The following is a 12699-nucleotide window of genomic DNA, read 5'->3' on the forward strand; positions in this document are numbered from 1 at the left end:
AACTCCTTCTCCAACAGGTCGATGGCCTGCTGGGACTGGGTTCCGGGAAGGGTGAAGTCGTCCGTTGTACTGCCGGACACGCTGCTGACGCCGATGACCGCGGCGATGAGCACCGCGATCCACGCCAGCAGCACCAGCCTGCGGCGCCGGAAGGCGAGCCGGCCGAGCCGGTAGAGAAAGGTGGCCACGAAAGCTGCTCCCACCAGGAGGGAAATGGATGTGTGAGGGCGGGCCCGATGGGCTCCGCCATTGAACGTAGGAGTCGGGCGCGGCCGAAAAGAGCTACGCGAGGACGAATCCGCGGCCGGGGCGGTACTCCGGTACCGGGCGCCGTCCTCCCTGAGAGGGACGCTCCGGGCTCTCAGCCGGCCGGGCGGGTGGTGAGCGCCACGGTCGCCTCCCACAGATCCTTCTGCACGCGCAAGTCGCGGCCGGGCTCGGGGCACTCCAGGCGGCGGGCGTCGCGTACGGAGAAGTAGCCGCCGCTGGTGTGCGCGAGCGCTGGGTCGGTGGCGAGGCGCACGATGATGCCGGCGCCCTTGCGGGGGTCACCGATCCTCAGGGTGTTTAGTGCCCGCCGCAGGACGGCGGAGCCGGGCAGGTCCCGGCCCAAGCCGGTGGCGTTGAAGCCGGGGTCGCAGCAGTTCACCGTGACCTTGTCCGGGTCCAGGCGGCGGGCGAGTTCCTGCGTCCACATGATCGTCATCAGCTTGGTGCGCCCGTACAGCGCCATGGATTCCTGGCGGGTGTAGGGATCGGTGCGGCGCAGGTCCTCGGCCGGAGCGATCGTTTTCGCCTGCCGGGAGGCTTCGGAGGCGACGTTGACGATCCGGGCCGGCGCGGAGGATCCGAGCTTCGCCGTCAGTGCCTCGGTCAGGACGAACGGGCCGAGGTAGTTCACGGCCGTCATCTCTGCGAGCCCCTCGGCAGTGATCCGCTGCGCGAAGGCGTGGAGGCCAGCGTTGTTGACCAGGACGTCCAGGTGCGGGTAGTGCGCGGCGATCTCCTCTCCCGCGCGGCGTGCGTCGGAGAGTAGTCCTAGATCGGCGTGGAAGACGTCGACGGGCTCGTCGGTCACCGCCTTGAGGCTTGTGACGAGGGCTTCTGCCTTGCTGCGGGAGCGGGCTACGGTGCCGATGCGGTAGCCCCGGCGGGCCAGCTCGAAGGCGGCGATGCGGCCCAGTCCGGACGTGGCTCCGGTGATCACGGCGACGGGACGATTCATCACACAAATCCTTTCGTGAGGTACCTCATGATTGTCTTGTGCGAGGATACCCGAACCATGGAGCAGCACGAATCAACAACGACGGGCAGCGCCCCGGAGCAGGTGGGACTGTCCTTCCTCACCGTCGCCCACGGCCTGCGCGAGCGGGTCGATCAGCACATGCTGGCGGTCGCGGGGCTCTCCTTGTCCCGCACCAAGGTGCTGCGGGCGCTGGCCGGCCGCGGCGCGCTCCATCAGGCGGAGCTGGCGGCCTCCCTCGGCCAAGCGCCGCGATCCGTCACCCAGATCGTGGAGGGCCTGGAACGGCTCGGCCTGGTCGCCCGGAGCGGCGACCCCGAGGACCGACGCCGCAAGACCGTCTCCCTGACTGACACGGGCCGGGCGAGCCTGGCGGCCGCGGAACAAGCGGGAACGCACGCCCTCCGCGAGTGCTTCGGCGCGCTCGCACCACAGCAACTGGCGACGCTCGACGCAGTACTGGAGCACCTCGACAGCGCCCTCGCAGGTGGCAAGACCGGCTGACGCGCGACGCAGGGGAAGCCGCCGCACGCGACCGGCGTCAGGCACCAGGCCACCGAGACTGCTCGCCGCAGGCCCCCAACCAATTGGGGCATCGCCGGGATCACCGCGCCTGTGATGGGGACGCAACTGATCGAGCATGCCGGTCCAGCAGGACTGTGGAGCGCGATGGCACTCGCGTGCCTGCTGCTCGCATTGCTGCAGCCGGCTGTGGTCCGGCTGGCCACGCCTCGCACCGTTGGTGGTGGCCAACCTCGGTCCGTGGCCGCCGAGTTGCCGGCCAACAGCCTGGCCGATCCGGCGTCTGCGTTCCGAACCTGGCTGCGGCAGTTTTCTCTTCGGCCGTTCGTCCGTTGAACGGAATGTCGGACGGTGGGGCCGCTCTCGGGGGTCTTGTGCGTTGTTCTTCGCGGACCAGCGCCGGGTCTGGAAGGTGGGTGCGGTCGCAGGCCTGAGCTATGCAGAGCTGAGCGAGCTCTTCGAGAGGCGCCGGCTGCCCCGGGGCACCCCGATCCTGCTCGATGACACGATGCGTCCGGTCGAACCGCTGACCAGTTGGTTCCGGGCGATGGGGCTCGCGGGTCGCGATGCGAAGACGATGAGGGCCTACGCGTACACCGCCTTGATGTTGTTGGACTTCCTGGCCGCCCGAGGCCGGGACCTCGTGTCGGCGACCGAGGCGGACCTTCTGGAGTTTCGGCTGTGGCGGCGAGAGCAGGCCGAGGAAACGGTCGGACAGGCAGCCTGGGACCGTGATGCGGCGGCCGTCGGCCAGCTGTACGACTTCCTGGCCCAGCGCGGCCAAGTCCTCGGGCGGCCGTGGCGTCCCACCGGCCGCAGCGCCTCGCTGGGCAGTGGCGTCAGCCGTGACCTGCGCGTGCGCCACATGGAACTCGAGCAGTACCTGTTCTGCCGTGACGTCGGTTTCGGTGGGCTGCGGCCGGATGCCGACCTGGATGGCACGTTCCGTGGGTGGTGGCCGCACCGCAACCGTGCCGCTTGCGAGCTGGCGCTGATGACGGGGATGCGGCTTCAGGAGTGGTCCACGCTGCTGCTGCCCGAACTTGGCCTGGCATCCGGACCGAAGCCCGCCACCGCCGACGTTGATCTGGCCGCCTGCGCCAAATACAAGCGGCCGCGCTCGGCGTACGTGCCGGCAGGCGCGATGGCTCTGCTGGATCCCTATCTGATGCTCGAGCGCCCCCAGATCGTGGCCAGTGCGCAGCGCTCACTTCGCCGAAGCAGCCGTGAGCGGTTCGTCATCCAGCGATTGGATGCGGACGGCACCAGGGCCCGCGGCGTCCTGGACGGGTGCAGAGTCACGCGCGTGATCAAGGACATGGATCCTGAGCTGCGGCGCATCGCGGTGCTGGAGACCGGGGACGGTCTGGAGCCGCTGGCGCTGTTCTTGGGCCAGGGCGGAGCGATGCTGTCATTCTCCGGCTGGGACCGGGTTCGCTGGCGGGCCTGGGAACGGATGCAGCAGTGGTCGAGCGCACGCGGGGCCCCGGTCCTTCCGCGGCACTGCTGGTGCTATCACGATCTTCGGCACACGTTCGCCCTGCGGCTCCTGATCTACCTCACCCGCGAGGCCCTTGACGACATCAAGGCCCGGCAGCGGCCCATGGCGACGTTGCTGGACCACATGGTCGGCAACCCGCTGCTCGTCGTGCAGCGCCGGCTCGGCCACGCCCATCCCAGTACCACCTACCGCTATATCCGCTATCTCAAGGACCCGATGCGGGAGGTCGATGACGCGTTCCGGAACTGGGACGCGTCAGGCGGGGCTTCGTACATCGCCATCGCACGTCATCTGTTGAACCTGGAGGAGCCGGATGCCGCGCAGAGGTGAGTACCGAGGGGGCTTTCCGGCCCCGAGCGCACCGTCGAGGTCGAGTCAGGCGCAGCGCATCGGCCTGCGGCAGGCGGTGGCGCTGGACACTGGTCGACGCCCGGTCACGGTGACCTTCGACCCGAGCGGATACGTGTGCTCGCAACTTGCCGCCGAACTCGCCGAGGAGTGGGTGGAGTTGATGGAGGCTGCCTCGCTGTCGGTGTCGGCGTGCCGCGGCTTCCGCAAGGCAATGAGCAGCTTCTGTACGTACCTGGACTCGGTCGAGCCGCGATCTGCAGAGGCCTCGCTGGCAGCGGGCGAACCCGACTTGCACGGTGCGGTGACGGAATGGATCCGGCTGCTGTCGGCCGCATACCGGGCGGGCTCGCCGAGCCCGGCCTGGCTCGCCAGCCGGCTTCGGCAGTTGATCGCCCGTCGTATCGCTCATCAGGGTCGCCCGGTCGCCGGGCATCTCCATGGCTGGGTGAAGGGTGCGCTCGGCGTGAGCAAGGGCCAGTCCGCCGAGGTCGACGAGTTCAGTCGGGCCGACAAGAAGCAGATCATCCAGGCGGCTTGGTCGGCCCGGCGCGCGACCGAGGAGAGGATCAGGAAGGGACGGGCTCTCGCGGCCGCGGGACGTGACCCGCGAGTCGACGGGTGGGAGGAGCCCGCCAATCTGCTGTGGGCCCTTGCCCACCGGGTATGGACCGGCGAGGACATCGCGCAGCGGCTACCGCCCTATGCGCAATGGCCGGCGCCGCTGCGCGAATTGCTCCCGCCTGGCATCCTGTCGCAGCACACAGTCAACTCCCTGCTGCGGCACCTCGTCGGCATGCTCTACCCGCACAACCTCGACCTGCATAGCTATCGGATCTTGCTGATGGCCTCGACCGGCCGCACGTCCGAGGAAGTCGTGGCCCTGCACGAGGACGACATTGAGTACGGCCCGCGCAGTGTGCTGATCGACTTCACCAAGCAGCGGGCACGGGCAACGCGGCGCAGCGCGTTCAGCACACCGGCGGACAAGGAAGATCGGGTGCTGCATCCCAGCAGCCCTCGCCTGGATGTCGCCGAGGTGACCCGTACCCTGCTGGCCCTTGCCCGGCCGCTGGCCGAACGCTCCGCCATCGCACCGGTCCCGCTTTTCCTGCGGGCCGCGGTCAGCCACCACACGATGACCGTCCGGTCCTTCAGCGGCCACGGCTCGGGACTGCGTCTCACCGACTGGCTGAGCATCCACAAGGTACGGGTCGACGGGCCGGCGGACATCCGCCGGCTGCGGAAGTCCGGCAAGGTCGAGAAGGCCATCACCTTCAAGGGCCGCATCAGCGACATCGCCGACGACCACACCCAGGAGACGTTCCGTCGCAGCTACGCCCATGGCACGACGCTGCGGGTCATCGCTGGCCAGGTCATCACCACGGCCCAGCAGCACTGGCTGTCCAAAGCGCTCACGGGCCCGGTCGTCCTCGACCAGGAGGCCGAGCAGTCCCTCCAGGATCCGGAAGTCGAATCGGCACTGGGGCTATCGGCGCAGGACATTGAGCAGCTGCGTGCCGGGGAGCTCGACATGGGCGTCTCCAGCTGCCGGGATCCCTTTGCTTCCCCGTTCGAGCGCCCGGGTCAGCTGTGCCCGGTCGCCCCGACCCGCTGCCTGGAATGCCGCAACGCGTTCATCCTGCCTTCTAACCTTCCTCAACTTCTACTGTTCGCCGCTCACCTGGAACAGCTGCGTCACCGGCTCACGCCGCGCCACTTTCACGCCCTGTGGGGGCAGAGCCAGGCCAACCTCACCGAGGTCCTCCGTCTCCGTACTGACGCTGAGATCGCCCGGGCCCGCCGACGCATCGCCGACGAGGGCCTGACTCTGCAGCTCCCGATCACCTCGCAGGTGGAGTTCGACGTATGAACGGCAAGCCGGAACCGTCCGCCCGTCCCAGCGTCTTCGCGGACGACGAAGCGGTCCTGCAGTACCTGGCGTTGCTGCCCAGGGCACGCTCACCTCTGTTCGGTGAGAGGCAGACGTGGGATTTCAACGACGTATTGCGCCGCCCCGCCCGGCTCATGCCTGGGCAGTGGCGGTTGCCTTTCATGCAGCTCACCGCGGTGCAAAACCTGCTCGCCCGCGAGCTGGCAATGATCGAGTTCAATCCGCGCCACCCCGACATCCTGGCCCGAGGGCTTCATCTGCAGCCCAGGCCACGCAAAGTCGGCACGGTGCAGCGGCACGTCGGCATCCTGCGCGCGCTGGCTACGTTCGGAGCCGATGAAGGTCTGCCCGAGGACTTCAGCCAATGGTCAACTGCCGACTTCCACCGCTACATCACTGATCGCCGCCAGAACCTGGAACTGACCGCGGTCCGGCCCCACATCATGACGGTCAAGCTGCTGCACCGACTGGCGCCCGTGCTCAGTCACGGCGGCCTCGCCGCAGACCCGTGGCCGGGACAGACCAGCTCACAGGTGCTGGAGTTGCCCTCCAACAGACCCCTACGCACGCCCGTCATTCCGCCTGAGACCTGGTTCCCCCTCATCCAATCCGCCTGGACCTACATCGACACCTCCGGTCCCGAAATCCTGCAGGCCCGCGCCTACTGGCGGGACCTGCAGGCAGCCGCCCGACGGGTCCCCCCTCTCCGAGGCACGCCAGCTGTGCGACCAGTGGCTCACCAACCCCGCTCACCGCGTCCCGGTATGGCTGCCGCACGACATGACGCGCAACAAGAGGGTCACCACCACGGTGAACTGGTCCGTCCTGACAGCCATGATCGGCGTCGCGCAGCCCACCACCTTCCTCGCTGGATCTGAGCAGCAAGGACGCCGTCTGCGCGAGCGTGTGGAGGAAGTAGCCGCCCAGGGACGCACGCAGAGCGGACTACTGCCCGAACTCACGCAGGTCGAGAGGCCCGACGGCACCCAGGGGCCTTGGTGCCCGGCCCTGTATCCCCAGCGACTCTGGATCGAGTGCACGGCGCTGCGCAACGCCGCTCTGGTGTTCGTCACCGCCTTGTCGATGATGCGGGACAGCGAGGTCCGGGAGATCCTCAAGGACTCGGTCGTCGAGCACTACGGCAGCCCGGCGGTGAAGTCGACCCTGCACAAACAACAGCCCAACCTGCCCGTCAAGCATTGGTGGATCATCGAACCGGTCGCCCAGGCCATCCAGACCGCCGCCGAACTTTCCGTGCACGACACGCTCGCCTTCGCCTCGGTACAGGCCAAGTCACCGATCGCGCATCTGGACAGCTGCCAGGCGATCAGCAGCTTCGTGCAGCACGTAAACCGTCACCGGCACATCACCGGGCTGCCCGCCATTCCCGAGCAGAAGCTGAGCCCTCACATGTTCCGGCGCACCATGGCCATGCTCACCCGGGACTTCCCTGGCTCTGAGATCGCCGTCGGGATGCAGCTCAAGCACGCCGCCACACGCGCTCGCCAACATCACCACCCAGGGCTACGCCGAGCCCTCGCCGGCCTGGGCCGCACACCTCACCAACGCCATCAGCGAACGCCGCTTCGAGCAACTCAGAGACCTCTTCGACGCCGACAGCCGAGGCGAGAACATCGGATACGGTCCGGGCGCGGACCAGCTGCGCGACGCCTTCGCCACCGTACGCAGCCAGGCCGATCGCTTACGCGCCAACCATCAAGCCCAGCGCGGAGATCTCCGGGTCGAGTACGACCTCCTGCGTCATATCCACCTCTCGGTCCGCTTCGGCAAGCTCAATCACTGCACGCTGGATGACGCCAACCCCGTCGGTGCCAAATGCCTCGAGGACGCCGTCATCCCCGAGGAGCATCGAGGCCCTCTCATCGACCGGTGCCAGCCCTCCCGATGCGCCAACAGCATCATCGCCCCCGCACACCTGCCGATCTGGACCGCCGAGCGAGCCTCCCTCGAGGACCTGCTGACCACTCCCAAGCTTCCGGCCAACCGCCGCAGCCAACTGATCGAGCAACTGAACGAGGTCGAGCGAGTCCTCCGAAGGACCACCCCATGACCTCCGCCCCGCATCCGAGCGTGTCACCGCGTACCGAAAGCGCCCTGCGCGATGCCATGGAAAGACTCTTCGCTGGCCGCCCCACCCGCACCGACGGCAAACTCACCAAGAACAACCTCTGGCGGGAAGCTGGCGTCAGCCGCGCCACCATGAACCGCGCCACCAACGTTCTGGCCGACTGGGACCACCACATCGGGCACAGCCCAGCCCGTCTCCAAGATCGTAAGCAGGCAGAGGCCATCACCGCTCTGCGCCAGCAGCTCCGGGAATCCCGAAAACACCGTGACCGCCTCCAGGATCAAGTCGACGCCGCCGCAACCGTTATTGCCGCCCTGTACGCCGAGAACGCCGCTCTCCGTGAGCAGATCGTGAACCAGTCGGCGACCGTCGTCCCTCTCACGCCTCGACGGTGACCCCCACTCGTACTCAACCTCCAACTCGAGACGCATTCCTCTGTCTCGTGAGACAGCTAGAGGTCTGGAGAACCGGGGGAGCGCTGACCCGAACTCCCCAGAGCCTCCCCGAACGTCGAGAAACTCCCCAGCCGCTCCCCAGAGCAGGCGGCTGGGGAGGGTGCAGCGGAACGCCGCGCGCCTGCGGATTCGCCTGCAGGCACCGTGCGCCGGTCCCACGCGAACCGACCACGCCGACCGAAAGGGAGCGGTCCGGTGCCAGCGCAGGGCTCAGCCCTGGCCGTACAGCTTCGGCAGTTCGGCGTCGACGTTGATCCACACCGACTTGGCCTCCGTGTACTCGTGCATGGCCTCGAAGCCCATCTCGCGACCGTACCCGGACCGGCCGACGCCGCCGAACGGCGAACCGGGGTTCACCCGTTTGTAGGAGTTGACCCACACCATGCCGGAACGCAGCTCACGGGCCACCTTGTGCGCACGGGAGAGATCACGGGTCCACAACCCGCCGCCGAGGCCGTACTCGACCGAGTTGGCGATCTGCAGCGCCTCCTCGTCGGTTCGGAACCGGTGCACGGCCACCACGGGTCCGAAGACCTCCTCCCGCGCCACGCGGTGCGCCGGATCGGCTTCGATCACGGTGGGCTCCAGGTAGCAACCGGCCGCGAACTCCGCACCGTCGGGTGCCTTGCCGCCGGTGAGGATCTCGTCGCCCTCGTCGCGTGCCGCGTCCAGGTACGTAAGGACGCGATCACGGTGCATGGCCGAGGTGAGCGGCCCCATCTGTGTCGCCGGCTCCTTGGGGTCGCCCAGGCGTACCGACCCCGCCAACGCGGTGAACCGGTCCAGGAATTCGTCGGCGACCGACTCGTGCAGGATCAGCCTGCTGCCGGCGATGCACGCCTGACCCTGGTTGTGGAAGATGGCGAACGCCGATCCCTGCACCGCGGCGTCGAGATCCGCGTCGCCGTACACGATGTTGGCGCCCTTGCCGCCCAACTCCAGGTGGACCCGCTTGAGTGTGTCGGCGGCTCCCCGGGCGATCCCCTGGCCGACCGCCGTCGACCCGGTGAAGGAGACCTTGCCGATCCCCGGATGCTGGACGATGCGTGCGCCGGCGGTCGCCCCGTACCCGGTGACGATGTTCACCACGCCCGGAGGGAATCCGACCTCGGCCATCAGTTCGGCCACCCGCAGAGTGGACAGCGGAGTGAGCTCGGACGGCTTCAGAACCACCGTGTTGCCGGCGGCCAGCGCCGGCCCCATCTTCCAACTGGTGAACATCAGAGGGAAGTTCCACGGCACGATCTGCCCGACCACACCGACGGGCTCTCGTACGACGTAGTCGAGGAAGCCGCGTTCGACCGGGATCACCGAGCCCTGGAACTTGTCCGCCATGCCGCCGAAGTAGCGGAACGTAGCCGCCGTCCGGGGAACGTCCAGGGTCCGCGTATCGCGGATCGGGTGCCCGGTGTCGCGGGTCTCCAGCAGCGCCAGCTCCTCGGCGTGTTCCTCGATGCTGTCGGCGAGCTTGAGCAGCAGCCGGCCGCGCTGCTCGGCCGACCAGTGCCGCCACGTCTCGAACGCCTTGGTGGCGGCCTCCACCGCCCGGTCCACGTCGGCGGCACGGGCCTCGGCCACCTCGGCGAGCAGGCTGCCGTCATGCGGGTCGTACACATCGATGGTGGCGCCGTCGACGCCGTCGACGAACTCGCCGCCGATGAAGAGCTTGGTCTGCACAGTGTTCTCTCTCCGCGGTGGGCCGGGGGCGCCACGCGACGTCGTCGATACGTGGCGCCCCGGCGGTCGGAATGGGTCAGAAGTCGATCGGGTACGTCGGCGTCTTGCCGCTGGCGATCAGGTCCGGCAGGTCGGGGTTGGCGTTCTCCCAGACCAGCAGCATCGACCGCTTGGGCGAGTAGCCCTGGTGGCGGATGTCGGCCGGCATCGCCGACACATCGCCTGCCTTCATGACCACACGGGCCCGCACCGCACCGGTGTCCCGGTCCTCGACCTCCCAGGTGATCTCGTCGGACAGCTGGATGAACCACTCGACGCGGTCGTTGCCGTGGATGATCGGCAGGATGTACTCCTCCGTGGTCGGGCAGAACAGCGAGTCCTTGCACGCGCTGGCCACCGACGGGTTCCACGTGACGTCCGACCGGGAGAGGTAGGCGAACAGGTTGAAGGAGGACACCTCGCCCTCAAAGCCCTCTTCGGCCTCGACCAGCGGTTCCTCCTGGTCCACGTCGGCGAGCATCCGGTTCACCGGGTAGCCGTTCTCGTCACTGCGCAGCGGCGCGTCACCGGGCAGGCCGACCATGCGCTGTGCCGTGACGCGCTCGCGGCTGACCGCCTTGGTGTTGTCACCGTTCTTGATCCCGAACGCCGAGCCGGTCTCGTGGGGGGAGGCGAACGGGTCGAACGTCTCGTTGGTCCAGTCGTCCAGGATGGAGCTGAACGTCTCCCGGATCAGCGGTGTCTCGACGGTCTCGCTGTAGTCCAGCTCGGCCTTGCGGTAGGCGTCGTTGTAGCGGCCGGCGAAGACGTCCACCTTGCCGTAGTGGTTGACGGTGCCGAAGACCCCGTCGAAGTTGACGGTGCCGTAGAAGAAGTCCCACGCGATGTCGCGCTGCATCGCGCGCAGGAAGGAGTCCACGCTCATCATGTGGCTGCCGGTGGGCCAGGTGATGTAGGCGAAGTACTCGTCCCGGCGGAAGTGGAACTGACCGAGGGTGTACTCGCGGTAGCCCGTCTCGTTGGGCTCGGACGCGATGACTGCGGGTTCAGCGGTCGTGGTCATGGTCGGTCTCCTGCGTGTGGAAGGGCTGTTGGCTCAGAGCGACTGCGCGATCTCGGCCCAGCGGAACTGGGTGTCCGGACCGGCGGTGGTCTGCTGAAGGATCACGCCCGGCCGCTCGGCCGAGAAGCGGTACGCCGCACCGGCGGGCAGCAGCGTCATGTGACCGCGGCGCGCCACGATGCGTCCCATACGGCGGCCGACCGGATCGCCGGGCAGCGCCACCGAGCCCTCGGCGTCGGCGGGCAGCGGACTCTGGTCCAGCTTGACCAGCGTGATCTCCACTTCGCCGTCCATCACCAGGGCGAACTCGTCATGGGCCGCCGTGCGCCACTCGCTGGTGCCCTCGGCGCGGATCGCCTCCAGGACGTACTCCATGTTCTTGCCGACGGCGATCTTCTCGTACGGCTTCGCGTTGCTCGCCACCTCGAAGACGTTCGAGAAGGCGTAGTGCCGCGGGTCGTCGTTGACGATCTCGACGCCGCCCTTCTCGTAATTCTCGAGCGAGCCGAATCGCGTGACGTACGACGACTTTTCCTTGCCTTTAATGGCCGAGACGCCCATGTCTCACTCCACTTCTTTCAGCGAGCTTTTCGCCTGCGACTGGGTTTTATAGCAAACGAGAATTTTGCTATGGCAAATTACTGGGCTTCAAGTGTTGGCGCACCTTGTGTATGTGGGAGCGCGAGGCGCGATCGCCGGGGACGGCGGACTTGCTCGGACGTGCTCGAGCCGGCGTCCCGATGCGGCTCAGGCGCGCGACCTCGTAGGGCCATCCGTGGTGCGGCTCCGGGTGCCTGGCGGGCACCGTTGCGACGAGTATGCGCAGCGTCGCACGTGGGGTCCTGCACGATCCCGCCGCCGCGTCTGCACGAAAAGCGCGTGTGACCGCGTACGTGCCGGCAGCCGCGGAAGGCTAATGCGTGCGGGCGTGGAGCAGGGGCGTCGGCCCGACCGCGACCGCGCGCAGCTGGGCGAGCAGGTCCGCGACGTCCTGCTCGTCGGCAAGCGTTGCCCGCAGGGTGCCGGCGCCCGCGCGGGCCAGCTCGAGCGCCTGATTCTGGGCGTGCTCGAGCGTGCCGAAGAGACCGGCGGTCTTCGGGTGGTGCGTGCCGGAGAGTGCCGGGTCACGCTGGGCGCGCGCCTCGGCCTCGCTCATCGTGCGGCCGATGGACACGGTCAGGGCGACCGAGAGCACCGGTGTGCCGTCCTGGCCGCCGCCCCGCGCGGACGCGTCGGCCAGCGCCTTCAGGACCTCCTCCCGCCCCGCGGCCTGTTCGGCGGGCACCACGTGACCTGCGGCCGTCTCGTCGTACCAGGGCACGAAGGCCCGCCGGCGCCACTGGTCGGCCCCGCCCACGGCGGCGACCAGCCGGTCCCGGAGCTCTTCCGGTGCGTGGATCTCCAGCAGCAGGTCGCTCGGCGGCTCGCCGTCGCAGAGTGATGTGACGCGCTGCACCAGGGACCGGGGATCGCCACCGACGACGAGTCCCAGCCGGGCCGGCCGCGCGCTCTCCGCCAGGGTGGCCGCGTCCGGCACGGGGGCGTTTTCCGGGACCGGCAGCCACAGGTACCGGAAGCCGAGGCGGGCCGCGAGCCGCGCGGTGTGCTGCAGCCGCTCGGCGTCGTGCTCCGCACGGAGTGTCAGTCCCAGATCCAGGAGGGTGTTCGGCACTGTCATGAATAACTCCTGTGAATTACTATTCCTGGCATGAAGCTTAGCGAACGGAAATCGTACAGCTCGTCAGAGCCACCGTCCATGGTGGTGGGAATTACGGTCGCCTTCTGCGGGGGCCTGCGCGCTGCGGGTGTTTCCGTGTCGACGGGATAGACCATCGACGCCGTCGCTGCCCTGGCGGCGGTGGACGCCTCTCGTCGGGACCTCGTGCGAGCGGCGCTCCGGGCGGCCC

The 12699-nt window shown here is 68.3% G+C and carries 12 protein-coding genes; 5 read left to right on the forward strand and 7 right to left on the reverse strand.

Annotated elements, in window-relative coordinates; all coding sequences use genetic code 11:
* Both ACTWQJ_RS32630 and ACTWQJ_RS32635 read right to left on the reverse strand, forming a co-directional pair.
* On the reverse strand, positions 1-188 hold a 188-nt coding region (locus ACTWQJ_RS32630; RefSeq protein WP_443310110.1), incomplete at its 3' end, for a hypothetical protein.
* A 173-nt stretch (positions 189-361) separates the two neighbouring features.
* Positions 362-1225, reverse strand: coding sequence for an SDR family NAD(P)-dependent oxidoreductase (locus tag ACTWQJ_RS32635; protein WP_443310111.1), 864 nt, complete (start codon positions 1223-1225; stop codon positions 362-364).
* A 57-nt stretch (positions 1226-1282) separates the two neighbouring features.
* Between ACTWQJ_RS32635 and ACTWQJ_RS32640 the strand changes: the two genes are divergently transcribed.
* The 4 genes from ACTWQJ_RS32640 (at position 1283) to ACTWQJ_RS32655 (ending at position 6386) form a co-directional block, all read left to right on the forward strand.
* Positions 1283-1747, forward strand: a complete 465-nt coding sequence (locus ACTWQJ_RS32640) for a MarR family winged helix-turn-helix transcriptional regulator (protein WP_443310112.1) — start codon at positions 1283-1285, stop codon at positions 1745-1747.
* Positions 1748-2144: 397 nt separating this feature from the next.
* The gene (locus ACTWQJ_RS32645) at positions 2145-3596 is read left to right on the forward strand and encodes a site-specific integrase (RefSeq protein WP_443310113.1); all 1452 of its coding nucleotides are present in this window, start codon (positions 2145-2147) and stop codon (positions 3594-3596) included.
* Positions 3580-5487, forward strand: a complete 1908-nt coding sequence (locus ACTWQJ_RS32650) for a hypothetical protein (protein ID WP_443310114.1) — start codon at positions 3580-3582, stop codon at positions 5485-5487. Before ACTWQJ_RS32645 ends, ACTWQJ_RS32650 begins: the two co-directional genes overlap by 17 nt.
* Positions 5484-6386 carry a hypothetical protein gene (locus tag ACTWQJ_RS32655; RefSeq protein WP_443310115.1) on the forward strand — a complete coding sequence of 301 codons (903 nt, stop codon included), beginning with the start codon at positions 5484-5486 and terminating at the stop codon, positions 6384-6386. Before ACTWQJ_RS32650 ends, ACTWQJ_RS32655 begins: the two co-directional genes overlap by 4 nt.
* An 824-nt stretch (positions 6387-7210) precedes the next feature.
* On the opposite strand, the gene ACTWQJ_RS32660 is transcribed toward ACTWQJ_RS32655, so the two are convergent.
* Positions 7211-7537, reverse strand: a complete 327-nt coding sequence (locus ACTWQJ_RS32660) for a hypothetical protein (protein ID WP_443310116.1) — start codon at positions 7535-7537, stop codon at positions 7211-7213.
* A gap of 38 nt (positions 7538-7575) precedes the next feature.
* On the opposite strand from ACTWQJ_RS32660, the gene ACTWQJ_RS32665 reads away from it, so the two are divergent.
* Positions 7576-7992, forward strand: coding sequence for a hypothetical protein (locus ACTWQJ_RS32665; protein ID WP_443310117.1), 417 nt, complete (start codon positions 7576-7578; stop codon positions 7990-7992).
* A 270-nt stretch (positions 7993-8262) separates the two neighbouring features.
* Here ACTWQJ_RS32665 and ACTWQJ_RS32670 read toward each other — a convergent pair whose 3' ends face one another.
* From ACTWQJ_RS32670 to ACTWQJ_RS32685, 4 genes are all read right to left on the reverse strand, one after another.
* Entirely contained in the window at positions 8263-9729 is a 1467-nt protein-coding gene (locus ACTWQJ_RS32670; RefSeq protein ID WP_443310118.1) for an aldehyde dehydrogenase family protein, read from the reverse strand.
* A 76-nt stretch (positions 9730-9805) separates the two neighbouring features.
* Positions 9806-10792: a hypothetical protein gene (locus ACTWQJ_RS32675; RefSeq protein ID WP_443310119.1), complete on the reverse strand. Its 987-nt coding sequence runs from the start codon at positions 10790-10792 to the stop codon at positions 9806-9808.
* A 33-nt stretch (positions 10793-10825) separates the two neighbouring features.
* Complete coding sequence (locus tag ACTWQJ_RS32680) at positions 10826-11353, reverse strand: hypothetical protein (protein WP_443310120.1); 528 nt, start codon at positions 11351-11353, stop codon at positions 10826-10828.
* A gap of 352 nt (positions 11354-11705) precedes the next feature.
* A complete protein-coding gene (locus ACTWQJ_RS32685; RefSeq protein WP_443310121.1) occupies positions 11706-12470 on the reverse strand; it encodes a hypothetical protein in 765 nt (254 codons plus the stop codon).
* Positions 12471-12699 lie beyond the last annotated feature (229 nt).

This window comes from Streptomyces sp. KR55 (assembly GCF_052245645.1).
Lineage (GTDB): Bacteria > Actinomycetota > Actinomycetes > Streptomycetales > Streptomycetaceae > Streptomyces > Streptomyces flavusporus.